The 22,359-nt window shown below is 65.4% G+C and carries 23 protein-coding genes and 1 other RNA gene; 10 read left to right on the top strand and 14 right to left on the bottom strand.

Going from position 1 to position 22,359, the window contains the following annotated elements; genetic code table 11:
• Positions 1–45: 45 nt before the first annotated feature.
• The 7 genes from ACUSIJ_RS02115 to hemE all read right to left on the bottom strand — a co-directional run bounded on the left by ACUSIJ_RS02115 (position 46) and on the right by hemE (position 8,248).
• Positions 46–891 (bottom strand): ParA family protein, encoded by an 846-nt coding sequence (locus ACUSIJ_RS02115; RefSeq protein WP_449306707.1) that lies wholly within the window; start codon positions 889–891, stop codon positions 46–48.
• Positions 884–1,552: a 16S rRNA (guanine(527)-N(7))-methyltransferase RsmG gene (gene rsmG / locus ACUSIJ_RS02110; RefSeq protein ID WP_449306981.1), complete on the bottom strand. Its 669-nt coding sequence runs from the start codon at positions 1,550–1,552 to the stop codon at positions 884–886. The genes ACUSIJ_RS02115 and rsmG overlap by 8 nt, the downstream gene beginning before the upstream one ends.
• Positions 1,552–3,459 (bottom strand): tRNA uridine-5-carboxymethylaminomethyl(34) synthesis enzyme MnmG, encoded by a 1,908-nt coding sequence (mnmG, locus tag ACUSIJ_RS02105; protein ID WP_449306706.1) that lies wholly within the window; start codon positions 3,457–3,459, stop codon positions 1,552–1,554. Before mnmG ends, rsmG begins: the two co-directional genes overlap by 1 nt.
• Before the next feature lie 202 nt (positions 3,460–3,661).
• Entirely contained in the window at positions 3,662–5,005 is a 1,344-nt protein-coding gene (gene mnmE, locus ACUSIJ_RS02100) for a tRNA uridine-5-carboxymethylaminomethyl(34) synthesis GTPase MnmE (protein ID WP_449306705.1), read from the bottom strand.
• A gap of 147 nt (positions 5,006–5,152) precedes the next feature.
• Positions 5,153–6,418, bottom strand: coding sequence for a transcription termination factor Rho (rho, locus tag ACUSIJ_RS02095; protein WP_449306704.1), 1,266 nt, complete (start codon positions 6,416–6,418; stop codon positions 5,153–5,155).
• Between the two features lie 225 nt (positions 6,419–6,643).
• On the bottom strand, positions 6,644–7,069 hold the full coding sequence (gene hemJ, locus ACUSIJ_RS02090; protein ID WP_449306703.1) for a protoporphyrinogen oxidase HemJ: 426 nt from the start codon (positions 7,067–7,069) through the stop codon (positions 6,644–6,646).
• Positions 7,070–7,246: 177 nt separating this feature from the next.
• Entirely contained in the window at positions 7,247–8,248 is a 1,002-nt protein-coding gene (hemE, locus tag ACUSIJ_RS02085) for a uroporphyrinogen decarboxylase (RefSeq protein ID WP_449306980.1), read from the bottom strand.
• A gap of 644 nt (positions 8,249–8,892) precedes the next feature.
• Between hemE and ACUSIJ_RS02080 the strand changes: the two genes are divergently transcribed.
• From ACUSIJ_RS02080 to dnaQ, 5 genes are read left to right on the top strand one after another with little or no spacing between them, the layout of a single operon-like run.
• Positions 8,893–9,723 carry a pyruvate, water dikinase regulatory protein gene (locus ACUSIJ_RS02080; protein ID WP_449306702.1) on the top strand — a complete coding sequence of 277 codons (831 nt, stop codon included), beginning with the start codon at positions 8,893–8,895 and terminating at the stop codon, positions 9,721–9,723.
• A 40-nt stretch (positions 9,724–9,763) separates the two neighbouring features.
• A complete protein-coding gene (locus ACUSIJ_RS02075) occupies positions 9,764–10,396 on the top strand; it encodes a Maf family protein (protein WP_449306701.1) in 633 nt (210 codons plus the stop codon).
• Between the two features lie 7 nt (positions 10,397–10,403).
• Positions 10,404–11,291, top strand: coding sequence for a shikimate dehydrogenase (locus tag ACUSIJ_RS02070; RefSeq protein ID WP_449306700.1), 888 nt, complete (start codon positions 10,404–10,406; stop codon positions 11,289–11,291).
• Entirely contained in the window at positions 11,288–11,893 is a 606-nt protein-coding gene (gene coaE / locus ACUSIJ_RS02065; protein WP_449306699.1) for a dephospho-CoA kinase, read from the top strand. Before ACUSIJ_RS02070 ends, coaE begins: the two co-directional genes overlap by 4 nt.
• A 40-nt stretch (positions 11,894–11,933) precedes the next feature.
• Positions 11,934–12,653 carry a DNA polymerase III subunit epsilon gene (gene dnaQ, locus ACUSIJ_RS02060; RefSeq protein WP_449306698.1) on the top strand — a complete coding sequence of 240 codons (720 nt, stop codon included), beginning with the start codon at positions 11,934–11,936 and terminating at the stop codon, positions 12,651–12,653.
• Positions 12,654–12,773: 120 nt separating this feature from the next.
• Here the strand turns inward: dnaQ and secB are convergent, their stop codons facing one another.
• Complete coding sequence (gene secB / locus ACUSIJ_RS02055; RefSeq protein WP_449306697.1) at positions 12,774–13,256, bottom strand: protein-export chaperone SecB; 483 nt, start codon at positions 13,254–13,256, stop codon at positions 12,774–12,776.
• A 543-nt stretch (positions 13,257–13,799) separates the two neighbouring features.
• Between secB and ACUSIJ_RS02050 the strand changes: the two genes are divergently transcribed.
• The 5 genes from ACUSIJ_RS02050 to ACUSIJ_RS02030 all read left to right on the top strand — a co-directional run bounded on the left by ACUSIJ_RS02050 (position 13,800) and on the right by ACUSIJ_RS02030 (position 17,034).
• Positions 13,800–14,576 carry a Tim44/TimA family putative adaptor protein gene (locus ACUSIJ_RS02050; protein WP_449306696.1) on the top strand — a complete coding sequence of 259 codons (777 nt, stop codon included), beginning with the start codon at positions 13,800–13,802 and terminating at the stop codon, positions 14,574–14,576.
• Positions 14,577–14,671: 95 nt separating this feature from the next.
• Positions 14,672–15,847, top strand: a complete 1,176-nt coding sequence (gene mltA, locus ACUSIJ_RS02045) for a murein transglycosylase A (RefSeq protein WP_449306695.1) — start codon at positions 14,672–14,674, stop codon at positions 15,845–15,847.
• Positions 15,844–16,449: a Smr/MutS family protein gene (locus ACUSIJ_RS02040; RefSeq protein ID WP_449306694.1), complete on the top strand. Its 606-nt coding sequence runs from the start codon at positions 15,844–15,846 to the stop codon at positions 16,447–16,449. Before mltA ends, ACUSIJ_RS02040 begins: the two co-directional genes overlap by 4 nt.
• Positions 16,446–16,808, top strand: coding sequence for a helix-turn-helix domain-containing protein (locus ACUSIJ_RS02035; protein ID WP_449306693.1), 363 nt, complete (start codon positions 16,446–16,448; stop codon positions 16,806–16,808). The genes ACUSIJ_RS02040 and ACUSIJ_RS02035 overlap by 4 nt, the downstream gene beginning before the upstream one ends.
• Before the next feature lie 40 nt (positions 16,809–16,848).
• Entirely contained in the window at positions 16,849–17,034 is a 186-nt protein-coding gene (locus ACUSIJ_RS02030) for a CopG family transcriptional regulator (protein ID WP_449306979.1), read from the top strand.
• A 119-nt stretch (positions 17,035–17,153) separates the two neighbouring features.
• Here the strand turns inward: ACUSIJ_RS02030 and ACUSIJ_RS02025 are convergent, their stop codons facing one another.
• The 6 genes from ACUSIJ_RS02025 to ssrS form a co-directional block, all read right to left on the bottom strand.
• Positions 17,154–18,374 (bottom strand): YeeE/YedE family protein, encoded by a 1,221-nt coding sequence (locus ACUSIJ_RS02025; RefSeq protein ID WP_449306692.1) that lies wholly within the window; start codon positions 18,372–18,374, stop codon positions 17,154–17,156.
• Between the two features lie 56 nt (positions 18,375–18,430).
• Positions 18,431–19,369 (bottom strand): sulfurtransferase, encoded by a 939-nt coding sequence (locus ACUSIJ_RS02020; protein ID WP_449306691.1) that lies wholly within the window; start codon positions 19,367–19,369, stop codon positions 18,431–18,433.
• Positions 19,370–19,697: 328 nt separating this feature from the next.
• Positions 19,698–20,204 carry a MarR family winged helix-turn-helix transcriptional regulator gene (locus ACUSIJ_RS02015; RefSeq protein WP_449306690.1) on the bottom strand — a complete coding sequence of 169 codons (507 nt, stop codon included), beginning with the start codon at positions 20,202–20,204 and terminating at the stop codon, positions 19,698–19,700.
• 335 nt (positions 20,205–20,539) lie between these two features.
• Positions 20,540–21,361 carry a TIGR00282 family metallophosphoesterase gene (locus ACUSIJ_RS02010; RefSeq protein ID WP_449306689.1) on the bottom strand — a complete coding sequence of 274 codons (822 nt, stop codon included), beginning with the start codon at positions 21,359–21,361 and terminating at the stop codon, positions 20,540–20,542.
• Between the two features lie 118 nt (positions 21,362–21,479).
• Positions 21,480–22,103, bottom strand: a complete 624-nt coding sequence (locus ACUSIJ_RS02005) for a 5-formyltetrahydrofolate cyclo-ligase (protein ID WP_449306688.1) — start codon at positions 22,101–22,103, stop codon at positions 21,480–21,482.
• A gap of 24 nt (positions 22,104–22,127) precedes the next feature.
• Positions 22,128–22,281: non-coding RNA, 6S RNA (gene ssrS, locus ACUSIJ_RS02000), on the bottom strand.
• Between the last annotated feature and the right edge of the window lie 78 nt (positions 22,282–22,359).

Raw genomic sequence — 22,359 nt, 5'->3', positions numbered from 1 at the left:
CGTGAAACGACGAAACGCTCTGGAAACCGCGCGGCGACCTGTGCGTCATGCCGCGCGCAGCACCCGTTCCCGCTGAATGATCTCGGAAGCAAGCTTCAGATAGGCTTGAGACCCCGCGCATTTCAGATCGTAGAGAAGCACGGGCTTGCCATGGGAGGGTGCCTCCGACACGCGAACATTGCGCGGGATGATGGTGTCGTAAACCTTGGCGCCCATGAACTGCCGCACGTCGGCGACGACCTGATTGGCCAGATTGTTGCGCGGATCAAACATCGTCAGCACGATTCCGTGAATGCCGAGACCGGGATTGAGCGAAGCGCGCACCTGATCGACCGTCTTCAGCAACTGGCTCAACCCCTCCAGCGCGAAAAACTCGCACTGCAAGGGCACCAGCACAGCATTGGCCGCCGTCAGGGCGTTGATGGTCAGCAGGTTGAGCGAAGGTGGGCAATCGATGAGGACATAAGTGAAACCGTTCGGCTGGATATCCCGGCCGAGCTTGTCGATGGCATTGCTGAGACGGCGCACGCGATCCCGGCTCGACGCAATTTCCAGTTCGACGCCGAGCAGATCGAGCGTCGACGGCGCGACCGCAAGCCCGGGCACCGACGTTTCCAGCAGTGCCTCTTCCAGCGTCGCAGTCCCGACCATGACATCGTAGGTCGAGATCTTGCGGCTCTGCCGATCGACCCCCAGACCCGTGGACGCATTGCCCTGCGGGTCGAGATCGATGATGAGCACGCGCTCGCCTATCGCGGCAAGCGCGGTGCCGAGATTGATGGCTGTCGTGGTCTTGCCCACGCCCCCCTTCTGGTTCGCCAGCGCCAGTACGCGAATGTGGCCGGCGGCATGCTTGTCGCTATTCTCCAAAAGGTTGTCCACATCAGTCATGATTGGCATCGCCCTCGTGAAACTCCCGAACGACCAGAATCCGGCTGCGCGATTCAATCTTGCTCGGGTAGGTATCCAGCGTGATTCTCCAGGATTTGGGCACTTGGGTCAATTCGATCTCCCAGTCCTGTCCTTTGGGAAACACCCCGATAGCCCCAATTCTCAACAGGTCTTTTGACATCGTCAGCAAGTCGGCGAGAGGAGCCAGCGCTCGCGCCGTCACCACCTCGATCTTCTCCGTCACCAACAACGGGATGACGTCTTCAATGCGCCTTTCGTGAACGACCGCACGGGCGCCCGTGGCCCGAATGGCGTGACGCAGAAAGGCACATTTGCGGCCGTTGCTCTCGACGAGATCGATCCGTCCATGCCCGCGCTCCGCCAGCAATATGCCCAGAACGATCCCCGGAAAGCCTGCACCCGAGCCCAGGTCCAGCCAACGCCGGGCATCTGGTGCCACATCGAACAATTGCAGTGAATCCGCCACGTGACGGGTCCAGACATCGTTCAACGTGGATGGTCCCACCAAATTCTTGACTTTTTGCCAACGGCGCAGCTCCTGGACCAGAATTGCAAGCCGATCGCATGTTTCACGTGAAACAGAATATGTCTGCGCCAGCGTCTCAAGGATCGCTTGCGGCTCCTCATTGCCGGTCGACATCACGCGGACAACATTCCGTCTCGCGAGGCCTTGTCCTGACCGGCTGCCCGCCGCCGGCCGCCGGCGTAGGCAGCAAGAATTGCCAGAGCCGCCGGAGTAATGCCCTCGATTCGAGCCGCCTGCCCGAGAGTCGCGGGCCGTACCGCGGCCAGCTTGTGCCGTAGCTCGCCGGACAGTCCCGGCATGGCGTCGAAGGCAAGATCCGTTGGCAATGTCACAGTCTCATCGCGCCGATAGGCTTCGATATCTTCCACCTGCCGGTTGAGATACACGGCGTAGGCGGCGTCCGTTTCGAGCCGCCCACGCAACCATGCCGGCATCAGCGCAATCTCGGGCCACACCGTCGCCAGCTTTTCGGTGGAGATCCCGGGATAGGAGAGCAGCTGGAACGCCGTGCGCCTCTGGCCGTCCTGATTGAGCGCAAGTCCATGCCTTGCCGCCTCGCGCGGGGTCAGGCTCCAATCGGTGAGCTGCGCGCGCCATTCCGCCAGAAGCCTCTGCCGCTGTTCATGCACGGCGGCACGACGGCCGCCCACGCAGCCCCAGGCGATGCCTTTGCCAGTCAAACGATCGTCGGCGTTATCGACCCGCAGACTGAGCCGGTATTCCGACCGCGATGTGAACATGCGGTAGGGCTCGCTGACACCATGGGTGATCAGGTCATCGATCATCACGCCGATATAACCGTCGGCACGATCGGGGCTGACGCCGTCCTGGCCACCTGCGCGCCGGGCCGCATTCAGCCCGGCAATCACGCCCTGAGCCCCGGCTTCCTCGTAGCCGGTTGTCCCGTTGATCTGACCGGCCAGAAACAGGCCCGATATCGTCCGGGTTTCAAGCGTCGCATGAAGATGGCGGGGATCGACGAAATCATACTCGATCGCATACCCGGGCCGCAGAATAGCGGCCTTTTCCAGCCCCGGCATCGAGCGGATGAAAGCCTCCTGCACGTCTTCGGGCAATGATGTAGATATGCCATTGGGGTAGACCGTGTGGTCGTCGAGACCTTCGGGCTCCAGAAAGATCTGATGGCTGTCGCGATCAGCGAACCGTACAACCTTGTCCTCGATCGACGGACAGTAGCGCGGTCCCCGGCTTTCGATCACGCCGCCATAGAGCGGCGAGCGATGAATATTATTGCGGATGATGGCATGCGTCTTCGCTGTCGTACGTGTGATGCCGCAGGCAATCTGGGGATTGGGCAGGGTTTCTGTCAGCAGCGAGAACGGCTCGGGTTGATCGTCCCCCGGCTGCATATGGAGCGAGGCCCAATCGATCGTCCGCCCATCAAGCCGCGCCGGCGTTCCCGTCTTGAGGCGTCCGAGCGTCAGACCATGCCGCAGCAATGTCGCCGACAGGTGGTCCGCCGGCGCTTCGCCGATACGACCGGCCCGGATCTGCTTGTCGCCGATGTGGATCAGCCCCCGCAGAAAGGTACCGGTCGTCAGAACGACAGTGCCCGTGGCAAGGGTTCGGCCGTCGGTCAACATGACGGCCGCGATCCGGTCGCCGTCGACAACGAGATCGGCCGCCTCCCCTTCGATGATGCTGAGATTGTCCGTATCCCGAATCGCCTGCTGGACGGCCTTGGCGTAAAGCTTGCGGTCCGCCTGCGCCCGCGGCCCCCTTACCGCAGGCCCCTTGCGCCGATTCAGCACCCGAAACTGGATACCGCCGAGATCGGCCGCCCGCGCCATGACACCATCCAGCGCGTCGATCTCACGCACGAGATGGCCCTTGCCCAGACCGCCAATGGCCGGGTTGCACGACATCGCGCCTATGGTCGCGAATTGATGGGTGACCAGCGCCACCGCCGCGCCACATCGCGCCGCCGCCGTCGCGGCTTCCGTGCCTGCATGGCCTCCACCAATGACGATGACGTCATAGTGGGCTTCGTGATGATTCATCGTTCCAGGATTCGCTTGAATTGGGGATTCGTTCTAACAGATAGCCGCTCGCTAACAGATAGCCGCTCGGCTTCATATATATGATTGCACGCGCCAAAGGAATGATTATTGGGACATGCTGCTTGAGGAACAGCACTTCTGCACCCGATCCCGCGCAATGGTTTCACGTGAAACACCAGCGCGTCCACGCATTCGGCTCCGATCATTTACCGATGCAGAAGCCCGAAAACAGCCGGTCGAGGATATCCTCGACATCCACCCCGCCGGTGATGCGCCCCAATGCGCGCAGCGCAAGTCGCATGTCCTCGGCGACGAGTTCCGGGTCCGCATCGACGGATGATGCCCGCACGGCGCGGTCCAGATGTTCGGCCGTATCCATGAACGCCCTTCGGTGTCTCTCGCGTGTGATCAGCGGCGCCTGAGGCGCGCTGGCAGCGACACGCTGCTTCACCGCTGCCAGCAAATCGTCGATCCCCTCACCGGTGACGGCTGAAATGGCGATAACGTTGTCTTCCGCCGTACGATCCGGCTCGAGATCGGACTTCGTTCGTACCGCGAGCATATCCACGCCGGCGGCCCATTCGGAATCCGATTCGAAGCTGGCTCCCGATCGATCGTCCGTCGCCCGGAGCCGCAATACCAGATCGGCCGCCGCCGCGCGCTTCCTGGCGCGCTCCACTCCTTCCCGCTCGATCGGATCGTCCGTGTCGCGCAGGCCCGCTGTATCGACGAAGACGACCGGCGTGCCCGCGAGATCGCAGCGCACCTCGATGGCATCCCGTGTCGTACCGGCAAGCGGCGAAACAATGGCGACGTCACGCCCGGCAATCCGGTTGAGCAATGTCGACTTGCCGGCATTCGGCGGCCCGACGATGGCAACCGTGAATCCATCGCGCAGTCGCTCTCCGGCCCTGCCGTCGTCGAGGGCGGCGGCGATCTCCGCACGAATGGCGGCGGCCGTGGCGACACCCTGTTCGATCAGGCCGTCCGGCACGTCTCCCTCGTCCGAGAAATCGAGCGAGGCCTCGACCAGCGCCATCGCCTCGAGCAGTCGCTCGCGCCAGTCTTCCACCGCCGCCGACAACACGCCCTCGAGCTGACGCATCGCCTGGCGGCGCTGCGCTTCGGTCTCGGCGTCAATGAGATCGGCTATTCCCTCGGCCGCCGTCAGATCGAGCTTGCCGTTGAGGAAAGCCCGTCGCGAAAACTCGCCCGCCTCGGCCAGCCGGCACAGCCCGGTATCGAGCAGTCCGCGCAGAACCGCGCTGACCACGGCCTGCCCGCCGTGCAGGTGGAGCTCGGCGACATCCTCGCCGGTGAAGCTTGCGGGCGCGGCGAAAAACAGCACGAGGCCATGGTCGAGAACATGGCCTTGGCCATCACGGATCGCACGCAGGCTGGCGTATCGCGGGCGGGGCAGGGCGCCGCATGTTCTGGTCACGATGTCACGCGTCGCAGGGCCGGACAGGCGAACCACCGCTATCGCCGATCTTCCCGCCGCCGTCGCCGGCGCAACGATGGTATCGCTGTTGTGCGCCACTCGCATCTCCCGTCAGGCCGTCGATCGATGCTCGATAGCCCAATATGCCAAAGGCCCTTCGCTTCAGCGAAAGGCCCCGGGCAATTATCCGCTCCATCTCCCGTGCCGCCGCTAGTTCGCGGTCATCGGGTATTCCAGATCAGGTATTCCAGATCAGGTATTCATGGAGTCGAAGAAATCGGCATTGCGGCGTGTCTGGCGCAGCTTGTCGAGCAGGAACTCCATGGCGTCGACGGTACCCATGGGGTTGAGAATACGCCGCAGCACGTAGGTCTTCTTGAGGATGTCGGCCGGAACCAGCAGTTCCTCCTTGCGCGTGCCGGAACGCGTGATGTCGAGCGCCGGGAACACGCGCTTGTCCGACACCTTGCGATCGAGAATGATCTCGGAGTTGCCGGTGCCCTTGAATTCCTCGAAGATCACCTCGTCCATGCGGCTGCCGGTGTCGATCAGCGCGGTCGCGATGATGGTCAGCGATCCACCTTCCTCGATGTTGCGGGCCGCGCCGAAGAAGCGCTTCGGACGCTGCAGCGCGTTGGCGTCGACACCGCCGGTCAGCACCTTGCCGGAGGAGGGGACGACCGTGTTGTAGGCGCGCCCCAGACGGGTGATCGAATCGAGCAGGATGACGACGTCGCGCCCGTGCTCGACAAGGCGCTTGGCCTTTTCGATGACCATCTCGGCCACCTGCACGTGCCGGGTCGCCGGCTCATCGAAGGTCGAGGAAATGACCTCGCCCTTCACCGAGCGCTGCATGTCGGTGACTTCCTCCGGCCGCTCGTCGATGAGCAGCACGATCAGGTAGCACTCGGGATGGTTGGTGGTGATCGACTGCGCCACGTTCTGCAGCAGCACGGTCTTGCCGGTGCGCGGCGGGGCGACGATCAGCGCGCGCTGGCCCTTGCCGATCGGCGAGACGATGTCGATGACGCGGGCCGAATAATCCTTCTTCGCCGGCTCTTCCGTCTCCAGCCGCAGGCGCTCGTTGGGGTAGAGCGGCGTCAGGTTGTCGAAATGGACCTTGTGGCGGATCTTTTCGGGATCCTCGAAATTGATCGTGTTGACCTTCAGCAGCGCGAAATAGCGCTCGCCGTCCTTGGGGCCGCGGATGGTGCCCTCGACGGTGTCACCGGTGCGCAGGCCGAAACGGCGGATCTGCGACGGCGAGACGTAGATATCATCCGGCCCGGCGAGGTAGTTGGAATCGGACGATCTCAGAAAACCGAAACCGTCCTGCAACACTTCCACGACGCCTTCACCGATGATCTCGGTTTCGCTCGCGGCCAGTTGCTTGAGAATGGCGAACATCAGCTCCTGCTTGCGCATGATGCTGGCGTTTTCGACCGACAGCTCTTCGGCGAAAGCCAGAAGCTCGGTCGGCGTCTTGGACTTGAGGTCCTGAAGCTTAATCTCCCGCATCGGGGAAAACTCTCAGTCTGAATGGGCTGACGGGCAGCCCGGGGTAGGTGTGATGAAGCGCAGGAACTGTGTCGGTCACGATATGGAAAGCATGACGACCACATGCAGCGGGGTTGTCAGCACATGGCAACACGCCCGCCAGCCTGCTATCAGGAAGGCGGGCAACAGGTAACGGCTTTCGACGCCGATTTCAAGCCCAATCGGCGGAAAATATGCGGCTCCGGCTCAGAAAGGCTTCAGAACGGCCAGAAGGACGATAACGATCATCAACAGCGTCGGCACCTCGTTGATGATACGATAGAAGCGCGGCGAGCGCGTGCTTTTGTCTGCGGCAAGACGGCGCAGCTCGGCGCCGAGGAAACCGTGAAATCCGGAAAGGATGATGACAAACAACAGCTTGGCGTGAAGCCATCCGGATGTGAACCAGCCTCCGTCATAGGCCGTCAGCAGGCCGAAGACCCAGGCGGCGATCATCGCCGGCGTCATGATGGCCCTGTAGAGACGCCGCTCCATCACCTTGAAGGCCGCGATGCGATCGGATCCGGGCGCGGCCTCGGCATGGTAGACGTAGAGGCGCGGCAGGTAAAGCAGCGCCGCCATCCACGCGATGACCGAGATGATGTGAAGTGCCTTGAGCCAGTCATAGAGCATGGTGCGCCTCGAATCATGCGGCCGCCATCCGACGGGCGGGAATCGGCCCCGCCCTGTCGGTGCCTGACGCACTCTTTCAGACACACGGACCCGTCCGCAAGAGCCAAGGCTGTAGCTTTTCGATTTTTTTGAATTTCCTTTTTATTTTCAGAATGATAACGTGATCTTGACGCTGTTCTAGCCGCGAACGTGCCGGATCATCTGCTCGACATGCCCGATCGGCGTCTGCGGCAGGATGCCGTGCCCCAGGTTGAACACATGCGGGCCGTTGCCCAGCGCGGCGCGGATATCATCCACCGCCCGCGCAAGTGCATCGCCGCCGGCGAGCAGCGCCAGGGGATCGAGATTGCCCTGTACGGGCCGAAACCTCTGGATCGTCTCGCGCGCCCGCCAGGGATCGATGGTCCAGTCAAGGCCGACCGCGTCCGCAATGCCCGAAGCCGCGAGTTCCTCCACCCCCGCGCCGGCGCCGCGCGCGAAGACGATGACGGGAACACCCGGGCAGCGGGCACGCACGGTCTCGACGATGCGGCCGACGGGTTCCAGAGACAGCTTCCTGAACAGCGCCGGCGGCAGGGCGCCGGCGAAGCTCTCGAAAATCTGCACCGCCTGGGCGCCGGCATCGATCTGATGGATGAGATGGGCGACCGTGGCCGCCACCAGGCGATCGATCAACTCGCCGAAAAGGTCGGGATGCTGATAGGCGAACAGCCGGGCAGGGGCCTGATCCGGCGTGCTCTTGCCGGCGATCATGTAGCTCGCCACGGTCCAGGGAGCGCCGCTGAAGCCGATCAGCGCCACGCTGCGGTCAAGCGCCGCGCGCACGGCCGCGACCGTCTGGTAGACCGGCGCAAGGCGTTCGGTGTCGAGCTCCGGGGCGAGGGCGGACAGACCCGTTTCCGGCGTCAGCGGCGCGAGGCGCGGGCCTTCGCCTTCCGCAAAGCTCACCTTCTGGCCGAGCGCATCCGGCACCACCAGGATGTCGCTGAACAGGATCGCAGCGTCGAAACCGAAGCGGCGAACGGGCTGCAGCGTGACCTCGGAAGCCTTTTCGGGGTCGTAGCACAGATCGAGGAATGACCCGGCCTGCTCGCGCAGGGCGCGATACTCGGGCAGGTAGCGCCCGGCCTGGCGCATCATCCAGAGGGGAGGCGTCGGCAAGGTCTCGCCCGCAAGCACGCGCAGCAGAGCGGGCTCATCCGGGGATGGGGTACTGCGAAAAGTTCCGTCGCCGATGCCGTTGCCCTTCGCCGGGTCTGCAACCACGATCGCTCACTCCTGTCTTAAATTCAAATATTTTCTTTTATGGACTCTGTTGCTCTTGTTGGCCAGCGGATTGGGCCTCTCCAGCGGCATCCACATGCCATCCCCAGATTCGCCTGGCCGGGGAGCGGGAGAACGGCGGCTTTCGGAATCGTTAAAGGGGCGGTAGTTCGTTAACGATCCGTTAACCTTTACCATCCGTTAACCGATGGGCACGAGGGGTGCGAGCGGCAATTGTCCACCTCCATGAATCCGATGGGGCGGAATCCGGCCACACCCGGAGACCTGTTGAGAAGATTCAGGCTCTCCCACAGGGTCATCCGGAGGCGGCGCGTTAACGATCCGTTATCCACACCGGTCGACTCCCCCCTGCTGATTCTGTGGAGGCGATGCTAATGACCCTTCCATGTTTCACGTGAATCCGTCATGCGCACGTGAGAATCACGGATGATATGAATGGTGCCGCGGCTTCCGGCTTTGCCGGGCCCTGGCGCTTGCCCCTTCGCGCTTGCTCCTGCTGGTGCTACATCGCAATATGACGAACGGGTTTGGGGGATGACGTGAACCGCAGCTACTTCCATCTGCATCTGGTATCGGATTCCACGGGCGAGACGCTGCTGGCGGTGAGCCGGGCGGTTGCAGCCCAGTACGAAGGCATTTCGGCCATCGAGCACATCTATCCGCTGGTCCGCTCCTCGGCCCAGCTCGAGCGGGCGCTGGCGGCGATCATGGCGGAGCCGGGCATCGTGCTCTATACGCTCGTCAACGGCGAGCTCGCCGGCGAGCTGGCGCGCGCCTGCGCGGCCGAGAGCATACCGGTGCTGTCGGTGCTCGATCCCGTGGTCAATCTGTTCCAGTCCTATCTCGGCACCGAGACCACCGCCCGGCCCGGCGCGCAGCACACGCTCAACGCCGAGTACTTCAAGCGCATCGACGCGATGAACTACACGCTGGCCCATGACGACGGCCAGACGGGCTCGGATCTGGATGCGGCCGATGTCATTCTCGTGGGCGTGAGCCGGACGTCGAAGACGCCGACGGCGATCTATCTGGCCAACCGCGGCATCAAGACGGCCAACGTCCCGCTCGTGCCCGGCGTGCCGCTGCCGGATTTGCTGACGGGCGTCCGCAATCCGCTCGTCGTCGGGCTTGTGGCGAGTCCCGACAGGATCGTGCAGATCCGGCAGAACCGGTTGCTGAGCCTCAATGCGAAGGACGATACAGCCTATGTGGATCGGGACGCGGTGGCGGCCGAGATCGCCGAATCACGAAAATTGTGCGCGCGCCACGGATGGCCGGTAATCGACGTCACCCGGCGCTCGATCGAGGAGACGGCGGCCGCGATCATGGAACTTCTGGGAACCCATCGCCTGAAGTTCGTCGACATATAAAACATGAACAAGCCGCAATGAACAAGCGGGAGGAACGCCGATGACGGAACCGAAACCGCCGCCGCTCTGGATCGCCGGGCAGCCACTCATTCTGGCCTCGACGAGCACAACGCGACGCGCGCTTGTCGAGGCGGCGGGCATTTTTGCCGAAACGCGCCATCCGGGGGTGAACGAGCGCGAGATCGAGGCGCAGTTTCGTACCTCCGGCGCGCCGATCGAGGACCTGGCGCTGCTTCTCGCGCGCGAGAAGGCGCTGGCGGTGAGCGGGCGCGAGCCCGGCCGGCTGGTGCTCGGCGCCGATCAGACGCTCGAGTGCGAGGGAGAACAGTTCCACAAGCCCGCCGATCTGGAGAGCGCGAAGGCGCAGATCGCGGCGCTCGCGGGACGCACGCACCATCTGCATGCCGCGGCGGCCTTGGCGATCGACGGCGCCATCGTGTTCGACACCGTCGAGACCGCCAATCTGACCGTCCGGCCTCTCGACGAGGCGTTCATCGAGCGCTATGTCGAGGCGGTGGGCGATGCGGTGCTGGCGAGCGTTGGCGGTTATCAGATAGAGGGTGTCGGGATTCAGCTTTTCTCGCGCATCTCCGGCGATCATTTCACCATTCTGGGCCTGCCGCTGCTGCCCGTGCTCGCTTTCCTGCGGGCGGAAAACTACCTCGCGGGATAGGAAGCCGATGCCGCACACGACCGTCCTGCCGGGACCGGCAGCCTGCATCATCGGCTATCCGGTGAAGCACAGCCGCTCGCCGCTGATTCACCGTTTCTGGCTGCGGGAATACGGCCTGCCCGGCCGTTACGAATTCGCCGAGACGACGCCGGAGGATCTGCCGGCCTTCATCCGCGCACTGCGCGACAACGGCTTTGCCGGCGGCAACGTCACCATTCCCCACAAGGAGGCGGCCTTCCGGCTCGCAGAGCGCCTGACCCTGACCGCGCGCGCGCTGGAGGCCGCCAACACGCTCTGGTTCGAGGACGGGACGCTGTGCGGCGACAATACCGATGTCGAGGGTTTTCTGGCAAACCTCGACTTTGGCGCGCCGGAATGGGATGCGCGCGCCGGTGTGGCCGTCGTGCTCGGTGCGGGTGGCGCGGCGCGGGCCATTGTATATGGCCTTCTGCGCCGCGGCGTGGAACGCGTCGTCGTCGTCAACCGCACGCCCGAGCGCGTCGAGGCGCTGGCGCATCATTTCGGACGGGAGTTCGGACCGGGGCGGATCGCCGCCGCCGGGTGGGCCGATGCACAGGCGCACCTGCCGGAAAGCGGTCTCGTCGTGAACACCACGTCGCTCGGCATGCACGGTCAGCCGCCGCTTGAGATCGATCTCGGCGCGCTGCCGGAGACGGCGGTGGTGACGGATGCCGTCTATGTGCCGCTGGTGACACCGCTTATCGCGGCGGCGGCGGCGCGGGGCCTGCGCACGGTCGATGGCCTCGGCATGCTGCTCTATCAGGCCGTGCCCGGTTTCGAGCACTGGTTCGGCCGGCGGCCGGTGGTGACGCAGGCGCTGCGCGCCCATATCGAGGCGGATATCCTGCACGCCCATCCGGAGGCGGAGCGATGACCTTCGTGCTCGGCCTGACCGGTTCCATCGGCATGGGCAAATCCACCACGGCGGATTTTTTCCGCAAGCAGGGGGTGCCGGTGCACGATTCCGATGCCGCCGTTCACGGCCTCTATGCGGGCCGCGCCGCGCCGTTGGTCGAGGCGGCGTTTCCCGGCGTCGTGGTCGACGGCGTGGTCGACCGCAAGCGCCTCGGCGAGCGCGTGCTCGACGACCCGCAGGCGCTGAGGCGGCTCGAGGCGATCGTCCATCCGCTGGTACGGGAGGAGGAGCAGGCGTTCCTCGACAGCGCGCGGCGCGAGGGCGCGCCGCTCGTCGTGCTCGACATTCCGCTGCTGTTCGAGACCGGCGCCGAGGGGCGCTGCGACGCGGTGGTCGTCGTCTCTGCGCCGCCCGAGGTGCAGCGCGCGCGCGTGCTCGCCCGTCCCGGCATGACGGAGGAGCAGTTCGAGCGGATTCACGTGAAACAGATGCCCGACGCCGAAAAGCGCCGCCGGGCCGATTTTGTCGTGGACAGTTCGCGCGGACTCGATGAGGCCGAGGCGCAAGTGCGCGATATTATCAGCGCCATTGCCGGCCGCGTCCCCGATACGGCGCGGTGACGGCGCTTCGTTCAGGTACTGATAGGATCTCCTCCGTTCCATGTCCCGTCCCAATACCCGCGAGATCGTCTTCGACACGGAAACGACCGGTGTCGACCCCGCCACCGGCGACCGGGTGGTCGAGATCGGTTGCGTCGAACTGATCAACACCGTGCCGACCGGCCGCACCTTCCACGCCTACATCAACCCGCAGCGGCCGATGAGCGATGGGGCGTTCCGGGTGCACGGCCTCTCCGACGCCTTTCTGGCCGACAAGCCGATGTTCGCGCAGGTCGCGGACGAATTCCGAGCCTTCATCGCCGACGCGCCGCTCGTCGCCCACAACGTCAGCTTCGACGCGATGTTCATCAACGCCGAGTTCAAGCGCCTGGAGGTTCCGCCCCTGTCGCCGGACAGGCTCGTCGATACGCTGCTGCTGGCGCGGCGCAAGCATCCCGGCGCACCCAACAGCCTCGACGCCCTTTGCGCCCGCTACGACATCGACAATGCGAAGCGCACCAAGCACGGGGCGCTGCTCGACGCGGAAATTCTGGCGGAAGTCTATATCGAGCTGCTCGGCGGCCGGCAGGCGGATCTGGGTCTGAGCATTGCCCCGGCGGATGTCGTCAACGAACGGGGAGAGCGGGTTGCGGCCCTGCCGCGGCCGATACCGCTTGCGCCGCGGCTGACCGAGGCGGAACGGACCGCCCATGCGGCGCTCGTGGAAAGCCTCGGCGCCAACAGTGTCTGGCAGGCGCTTCTGTCGAGACATCAGGGGTAGTGCCGGGTCATACCCCCGTAATCCCCCTGTAATCCCTTATGAAACCCTCATGATCCCGTGAGATTACCCGTGGATGGCCGGGAGCGGCCGGAACGGGCCGGCTCCCGGCGGGTCATTCCATCACGAAACCGGGGCGTTGGCCTGTTCCGCCTGCAGCTCGGCGATCTTCTGGCGATAGAGGGCGGTGAAATCGATCGGATCGATGAACAGCGGCGGGAATCCGCCGTTGCGCACTGCATCGGCGATGATCTGGCGCGCGAAGGGGAACAGCAGGCGCGGGAACTCGATCATCACCGTGGGGTGGATGTGCTCCTGCGGCACGTTGCGCAGGCGGAAGACGCCGCCGTAGACCAGTTCGAACGCGAACAGGACCTCGCTCTCGATCGTGGCCTTGCCCTCCAGCGTCAGGTCGACGACATAGTCTTCCTCGCCGATCTGGTTGCCGCCGACATTGACCTGGATCGAGATCTCGGGAGATTTCTCCTGCGGGGCGAGGGAACGCGGCGCATTGGGGTTCTCGAAGGAGAAGTCCTTGATGTACTGGGCCAATGCGTTGAGCACCGGCCCCTCGTTGGTCGGATTGTTGGCTGCTGCGTCGGTCATTCAGATTGCTCCGCTGGTCGCTTTGGAAATAGGCATCCGGAAGGCCGGGCGCCGTTCAATAGACGTGTGGACTGTAACGGTGCGGAAGGCAAGCAGCATATGGCGTTGGCGCGTTGCAATTTCCGGCCGGCACGGCGCGTTTTCCCCGGTTTCCGCGCTGCTGGCGGGCTTGTCCCGCGGATGGCTCTCATCCGATCGATCAGAATTCGCCCGGGACGGGGGATCGCGGAGCATCGTCCGTGATCCGGACCGGGCCGTGCGCTGCGTCCGTTGTTCGGGCGGAAACCGAAAAACCGTGCTAGGATTGCTCATGGTCCTGTGGGAAGTACCCGTCACGGGCCGGGGCCGCAACTTTCAACGGAAGATGAGATAGCGCATTCTTGTTCAAACGGAATGTGGATGTTACCAGCACAAGTCACCATATAACCTTCCAGTCCTGATAGCACGGTATTGAATCGGCGCGGGCGGAGAACGAGCGAACGGGAAAGGCGCGCCGCCGGATCCGTTCCCCGAAAGCCAAGTCAAGGAAGAGACGACAGAGACATGCAGGACAGTTTCGATATTGTGACCATCGTGTTTCTCTGCCTTGCAGTGTTCGTGATCTGGCGCCTGCGGTCGGTGCTCGGTCAGCGCACCGGCAACGAGCGCCCGCCTTTCGACCCCTTCACCAGACGCGAGCGTGACGGAAAGGCCAACGATACCCCGAGCGCTTCCGCCGGCGCGGGGCAGAACGGCCAGCCCGTGGCCCCGAACGGCGACCGGGCGGCCAGCGACAACGTCGTGCGCCTGCCGGGACCGGCCAACGATACGCACGCGCCCGACCGCAGCGATCCCGACCGCTGGAAGGGTTTTGCCGAGCCCGGATCCCCCGTCGCGCGCGGCCTCGACGCCATCGTCGCCGCCGAGCCGTCCTTCGACGCCAAGGCGTTCCGCGAGGGCGCCAAGGCCGCCTACGAGTTCATTGTCACCGCCTTCGCCCAGGGCGACCGCAAGACGCTGAAGGGCCTGCTGTCGCGGGAGGTTTTCGAGGGCTTCGAGCGGGCGATCACCGAGCGCGAGCAGCGCGGTGAAGTGGTCAACACCACGTTCGTTTCCGTCGACAGCGCCGATTTCCTCGTGGTCGATCTGCAAGGCCTCGTCGCGCAGATCACCGTGCGTTTCACGTCGAAGCTGATCACTGCGACGTATGACGTCGACGGCAAGGTCATCGACGGCGCCCCCGACGCCGTAGCGGACGTCATCGATACATGGACGTTCTCGCGCACCCTGCGCAGCCGCGACCCGAACTGGCTGCTCATCGCCACCGAATCCGGCAGTTGACCGTCATGTCGGGGGGGAATGCGAAAGCATATGCACCCCGCCGATATGTCCGGCGGTGGCGGGGATCGTTCCTCCCCTGTCTCATCGTGCTGTTCATGCAGACACCCCTCTCTCCCCCTTCCGCCCGGGCAGAGCCGCGCGAGATCGAGGGCGCGGTGCTGGAGCCCATGCCCTTTTCGGCCTTGGACCGGTGGGCGGCCGACGACCACGCGGCTGCCTTCGCCGCGTTCCGCCGCACCTGCGCCGGCGTGGCCTCGGGAGGGGAGGGCCTGCGCCGTGCCGCCGTGCCGCCTCCCGCGCTCGGTGCCGTGTGCCGCCTGGCGCTGGAAGCGCCGCCGGACCCGACGGCCGGACAAGCGCGTCGCTTTTTCGAACGGCACTTCCGCCCCCATCGCGTCAGGCCGCATGACGGCGCCGGGTTCCTGACCGGCTATTACGAGCCCGAGTTCGCTGGCAGCCTGGTGCCCACGGGCCGCTACGACGCGCCCCTCCTGGCGCGGCCGGACGATCTCGTGACGGTTGCCGAGGGCAAGACCTTGCCCGGCGTCGACCCCTCCCTGCGCAGCGCGCGGCGGGTCGAGACGCCCGCGGGCACGCGCTTCGAACCCTATGCGGACCGCGCCGCCATCGAGGACGGCGCGCTCGGCGGCGCGGCGCGCACGCTCGTCTATCTGGAGAGGGTCGACGCCTTCATGGCGCATGTGCAGGGATCGGTGCGCGTGCGCATCGGCGAGGGGCCGGAGCGGGGTGCGGTGCGCCGCTTCGCCTATGCCGGACGCAACGGCCATGCCTATACCTCCGTGGCGCGCCTCGTCGTCGCCGAGACCGGGCTTGCGCCCGCCGCGCTGACAGCGCCGCGGCTCGTCGAATGGCTGCGCGCCAATCCCGATGCCGCGCGGCGGCTGATGCGCCGGAACCGTTCCTACATCTTCTTTCGCGAGGCGGACGAGCTGCTACCGCATCACGGCCCCGTCGGCGGTGCCTCGGTTCAGCTGACGCCGGGCCGGTCGCTGGCGATCGACCGCAGGATCTGGCCCTACGGCCTCCCGGTCTGGATCGAGGCGGACTTGCCGCAGACGCGGGACGGCCGGACACAGCCGTGGCGGCGGCTGATGATCGCGCAGGACACGGGGTCGGCCATCGTCGGCCCGGCGCGGGCCGATCTGTTCTTCGGCTCGGGCGAGGCGGCGGGCGAACGGGCGGGCATTGTTCGCCATGCGCCGGAAAAATTCGTCGTGCTGTTGCCCGTGCAACGGGAGCGCGGCGCATGAAACGGCGGCGTGGCAGGTCGTTGTTGCCGGAAGAGGTCGCGCTGTGGCGTTTCGTCACCCGCAGCGTCAGGCCGCTGCCGGGGCATGATGCGCCGCCGGAACCCGCGCCGCCGGCGCCATCCGCCCAGGAAGCCGGTCAGGAGACGAGCGGGACCGCCAAGCCCGGCCGCGCCGCCGGGCCGGCGCCGCGCAAGGTGGAGAAGCGTCCGCCGGCGCCACCGCCGCTCGCGCCGCTGGAGCGGCGTCAACTGCGCGACCTGCGGCGCGGCATCCGGCAGATCGACGCGCGCATCGACCTGCACGGCATGCGCCAGGCCGAGGCGCATCACGCGCTCACCGCCTTCCTTCGGCACGCCCAGGCGCAGGGCGCGCGCATCGTGCTCGTCGTTACCGGCAAGGGCGATGCGTCCGCGGGCGATACGTCGGCGCATGCCGACCTCTTCTCGGAGCGCGGCGTGCTGCGGCGGCTGACGCCGCACTGGCTGGACCAGCCCGACCTGCGGCCGGTGGTGATCGGCTATTCGCGGGCGAGCCGCGAACACGGCGGCGACGGCGCGCTCTATGTCAGGCTGCGCCGGCCTGTCTCCGGGAGAGGGCGATGACGCCCTTCGGCCTCCATATGCGCAAGCTCAGGCGGGAGCGTGGCGTGACGCAAAAGGAGATGGCGCAGGCGCTACGCGTATCGAGCGCCTATCTCTCGGCGCTGGAGCACGGCCGGCGCGGCCGGCCGACGTGGGCGATGATCCAGTCGATTCTGCACTACTTCAACCTGATCTGGGACGACGCCGACGCCCTGGTGCGGCTCGCCGACATGTCGGACCCGCGCGTCATCGTCGACACCGCCGGATTGAGCCCCAAGGCGACGTTGCTCGCCAACCGCCTCGCGGAGGAGATCGCCCGGCTCGACGAAGCCCGGCTCGACGCCATGCTGACCCTGCTCGACCGGAAGATGGCCGGGTGAACGGGGAGGCCGGAAACGGTCTCGCACCTCTTTCCCACCACTGACGCTGATTGCGCAGCAGCAGAAACGAAGTGTCGGCGAAATCATTTCGGAGCTGGCGCGGCGCCCGCTGCCCCGGCCGCGCAGAAGGGGGGAGCGTAACGGCATACCCCTGCTGTCGCCTCTCCCCGACGCGCCGCAGGTCACGCTCGAGACTGTCAATGCCTTGCGGGATGAATGGCCGTGACTTTCTGCCCGACGTCAACGTGCCGATCGACCCCGGCATGTGGCGCATGTTTTGACCGCAAGCTGTCCGCGGCTACCGTCGAAGGCGGAAAGTCCACCCTCCATCTCATCTGATACCGATCACCCCAGCGCCTGCCGGATGCGGTGCGTCACGATCAGGCCCGCCAGCATGGCGACAGCGAAAATCCAGCCCGAGGCGGCGCCGGCCATGATGCCGGACAGCAGCGTGCCGATCGAGCAGCCCAGCGCCACCATCGCCCCCCAGCCGAGCAGGAAGCCCCCGGTGAGGCCGCGCACGATCTGCGAGATGGTCGGAAGCGTCGGCCGGAACTGCCCCGCGATCAGGCTCGCTGCGAGGGCCGAGACGATCATGCCGGCGACGAACAGCCCGTTGGGCGACAGCAGCGCCTCCTGCGCGATCGCCGCGCAGCCGCGCAACCTGTCGAGGCCGTTGAGGTGGCCGGGCACGAGGCCGAGATACTCGCCCAACTGCCGCCCCCGCCCGCCGAGATCGGCGGTGACGCCCAGCGGCGCGACACGCAGATAGCTCGCCGTGCCGATCGCCGCCACCGCGATGCCGCCGATCCATCCCGGCCAGCGCTCCAGAAAGATGGCGCGGAATGGCTGCGGTCGCTTACCGGCCGCCATGGGGGGCGGCGCCGAGCGGTGCAGCAGCCAGAACGCCAGCGCGCCGAGCGCCAGCAACGCCGCGGCCAGCGACCCCGCATAACCCAGGTGGTTGGGCAGCCAGATCACCGGCGCATCGGCGACGGCAAGCGTGTAGAGATCGTTCCAGGTCGCATAGCCCGCGGTGAAGCCGAGTACCGTTCCGATGAGCGCGAACGGCGCTGTCGGCGAGCCCTCGCCGAGACGATAGAGATGGGCGCTGATGCAGGAACCGGAAACCGCCATGCCGGCCCCGAACGCGAGCCCGCCTGCGGCCAGCACCCAGCTCACGGGACCGATGAAGGCGTCCGGCGCGAGCCGCCCTGTCGAGGGGTCAGGCAACCAGGAGCCGAAAACGACGGTATAGCCCGCGACCCCGGCCGCCAGCGCGGCGAGGATGCCGAGCACCCCGTCGGCCTTCCGCTCGTCGATGTAGTCGCGGATGGCGCAGAAGAAGCAGAAGCGCGAGCGCTGCAGCACGAAGCCGAACAGCGCGCCGAGAATGAGCGAGGTGGTCAGAGGATCGGTGCCCGGTCCGCCGCCGGCAAGCGCATGCGCCGCGAAGGCCAGCGCGCCGAACAGCAAGCCGCCCATGGTGGTCTCGACCCGCCTTGTCCCGGAATAGGAAAGACGGCGGCCCTCCGCCGCCGTCCCCTCGTTCGATTGAGATGCCATCGCAGCCCGCTGTCTGTCAGGCCGGCCCGACGGGTTGCGTCGGGACGAGCCGTCGCTTACTGCACGCCCCAGACCGTGCCGGCGGAGTTGACGATCGGCAGGCCGACCGTGTTGCCGTATTCGGTCCAGGAACCGTCGTAGTTGCGGACATCATAGCCCAGGATCTTGGTCAGCAGGAACCAGGTATGGCTGGAACGCTCGCCGATGCGGCAATAGACGATGATCGGCTTGGAGCCGTCGATCCCCGCGTCGCTGTAGAGCTTCTTCAGCTCCTCGGCGCTCTTGAAGGTGCCGTCCTCGGCAACAGCCCTGCTCCAGGTCACGTTGATTGCGCCGGGCACGTGGCCGGCCCGCACGGCGAGCTCGGCGGAGCCGGGGGCCGAGAACAGCTTGCCGGAATATTCGTCGGCCGAACGGATGTCGACCAGCACGGCGTCGTTCTTGCCTTCCACGACCTCGAGCACGTCGGCGAGGCGTGCACGGATCTTGGTGTTGGCTTCCGGCAGCTCGATGCTGCTGGCGTCGACGGTGGTCGCGCGGGTGGACAGCGGCCGCTTCTCAGCCTCCCACTTCTTGCGGCCGCCGTCGAGCAGCTTCACGTCGATGCCGTAGGTGTCGAACACCCACGCGCCCCAGGCGGCGAACCAGTTGTTGTTGTCACCGTACAGGATGACGGTCTTGTCCTTGTCGATGCCGAGCTTGCGGACAAGCTCCTGGAACTGCTCGCGCGTGGCGATGTCGCGGCGCACGGTGTCCACGAGATCGGTATGCCAGACGACGTTCTGCGCGCCCTCGATGTGGCCGCGTTCGAAAAGACCCGGCTCCACGCTCACCTCGACGAGGCGCAGGTTCGGATTCTCGATGTTATTCTCAAGCCATTCGGTCGATACCAGCGGCCCTTCCGGAATCTCGGCTTTCGCCGGAAGCACGGCGGCCGCTGCCGTCAGCAGAAGCGCGAACGCTCCGGACGAGACCAGAGAAACGACAGATTTCATACCACCCTCCATAGCCCATGCGCGCCATGATGAACGGCGCGCAGCCCGTAAATGTCAGCAAAATAAAATTATGCGCATAATTATGGGTAATCATCACTTATTCAACATAGTATGTCAAATAATCATAATTACGCGATAAAAATGTAGAATAGAGGGTCGTAACGAATGAAACTATATTTAATAATATGATATAAAAAGGTTTCTTTGAATCCTGCCCATCGAGATCACGATGATGTGTCCGGCGCGGTCGCATGGGGCGGCGCGCAGATGGCAGGGTATCGCGACAATCGGAAGCCGCGCCAAAGCGTCGCGGCCGCGGATGCGGCGGTCAGAGGGCGTTGAGGCGCGACTTCAGCTTGTCGAGCAGGCGGTAGAGCGTCACCTCCTCGTCGAGGCTGAATTCGTCCAGTGCCTCGGCGTAGAAGATCGAAATGGCGACCTGCATCTCGGTCCAGACCGCGTCCCCGGTGGCCGTGAGCGCAACGCGGCGGCTGCGCGCGTCTTCGGTGTCCTTCACGCGTTCGATCCAGCCGCGCTTTTCGAGGCGGTCGAGCACGGGGGTCAGGTTCTGCCGGCTTACGAGCAGGAAGGTGATAAGTTCCTTGACCGTCATGCCGCGCTGCTTCGGGTTCGGCCGCGCCAGTGCGCCCAGGACGGCCCATTGCTGGGTGGTGCTATTGAAATCGTCGATGAAGCGGGCGCCCACCTTGTGCATGAGATTGGCGCACTGATAGAGGCGAAAAAAGACGCGGTGGGCGACATCGAGCCGGGCGAGCTGTTCCCCCTTCGGCTCGGCAGAAAACGAGGTCGTTTCTCTGAGAGGACTGTCTACCATGAAATTCCCCTGCCCCATATATCAATATATTGCCTTTCCTGGGGGTAAGGCATGCCATTGTTGTATCATATGTTTGACGAAAGTGGTAATGAGGTGCGAATCGCCAAAGAGTCCCCGCAACGGCGGAACCGGGCGCCTTGCGAAAACGGCAGGCGCAGGGGGCGAAACGATTGCGCTTCCGCCCGCCGTTATCGTGAGCGAATTCTGGCGGACAAACTATACCCTAAAGCAGTTTGCGTTTGATTTGATGCTCAAATTAAACGCAAACTGCGAAAAACGATAGAAATGAGAGGGGTTGCGCAACAGACCCTGATTCACCAGTGATGCAACCCGCTCTAGTCCCAGAAATCCGGCGTCGCCGCGGCGAGGTGCGGGCCGATGCGCACCGGCGCGACCCGCAGCGCGAGGCCGGTGGAGTCGTCGGTCTCCACCGCGAGGCCGGCAAGCGTGCCGGTGCCCTCGGCCGCCTCCAGCCGCTGGCCGGGGGTCTTTTCGAGGAACCGGCGCACCGGTTCCTCGGGCTGCATGCCGAGGACGGAGTCGTAGTCGCCGCACATGCCGGCATCGCTCTGATAGGCGGTGCCGCCGGCGAGAATCCGCTCGTCGGCGGTCGGCACATGGGTGTGGGTGCCGACGACGAGGCTCACCCGTCCGTCGAGGAAACGCGCCGCTGCCTGCTTCTCGCTCGTCGCCTCGGCGTGGAAGTCGACGATGGCGGCATCCACGACCTGCCGCAGCGGACATTCCGCCACGGCGCGGTCGATGGCGGCGAAGGGGTCGTCGAGCGCGTCCATGAAGATGCGGCCCATGGCGTTCACGACCAGCACGCGGCCGCCGTTGGCCGTCTGCACCACGGTCGCGCCCCGGCCCGGCGTGCCGGGCGGATAGTTGATCGGGCGCAGCAGGCGCGGCTGACGCTCGATGAACACCAGCGCCTCGCGCTGGTCGAACGCGTGGTTGCCGAGCGTCACGGCATCGGCCCCCGCATTCAGCAGGTCGTTGCAGATCGCCTCGGTGATGCCGAAGCCGCCGGCGGCGTTCTCACCATTGACGACGACGACATCGAGTTTCCAGCGACTGCGGAGGCCGGGCAGGTGTTCGACGACGGCCGCGCGGCCCGGCCGGCCCACGACATCGCCCAGAAACAGCAGACGCATCGTTCCTCCTAGAGCGCGTCCCGATCAAATGGAATCATTTGATCGGTAAGAATTCGCTCCAAATCAAAGAGTTGGATCATTTCACGGGAATGCTGAAATGATCCAACGGGTGACCGTATCAGGCGATACGGCGGAAATTGTTGATGACGATCGATTGCATTGGCGTGACGATCGCGTCAAGCGGCTGGTCGTGCGGTTCCGCGGGAATGGAGTCGACCAGTTGCACGTCATAGCCGAGGCCGACGGTGAACGGCCGGTGGCGGCCGGGGCCGGCAAGCCGGGCAATGGCGGCATCGTAATAGCCCCGCCCGTAGCCGAGCCGGTTGCCGGCGGGATCGGCGGCAGCGAGCGGCACCAGCAGGATATCCGGCGACAGGTCCGGCTTGTCCGGGGAAGGCCCGAGCGTGCCGAATCCGGCGTCGATCAGCTCGTCCGCCTCCAGCCAACGGCGGAACATCAGGCCGTCCGCGGTAATGACGGGCAAGGCGAGATCGACGCCACGGGCGGCGAGCGTGCGCATCAGGGGGCGGGGATCAAGCTCGCTGCGGATCGGCCAGTAGCCGGCGACGATGCCGCCGCCCGACACGCCGGCCAGCGTCGCATCGGCCAGCGCCCGTTCCGAGACGGCCGCTGCCGCCGCCGCGGCAGCCCCGGCAGGCGCGGCCGCGCGGTCGCGCGCCGCCAGGAGCGTGCGGCGCAACGAAGCTTTCCGGGCCGCGGGCGACAGCCCCATTGTCGTCATGTCGTTGCTCGTGGTCGGGAAGGGTGCGGGTCCGCGATGGCCGTTGGAGAATGATCCCGGGAACCTACAACGTAGGTGGGCGCCATGTGCCCGGGTCCACGGACCTGGGTAGGGACAGCTCCCAAGGGATCAATAAGGCCCCGGGGAATGCGACTCCTGACGAGCCTCGCAGAGCCCGCAGGCCGAATTTAGGGCTTCGCCGGTTAAATATCCAGAGCTCGTTGCGTCCCCGACCAAGATTTCTCTGCCCGGTCCC

It is taken from the genome of Pseudochelatococcus sp. B33 (assembly GCF_053570585.1).
Note: the sequence above shows the minus strand (reverse complement) of the source record. Positions and strands in the feature narration are given on the sequence as shown.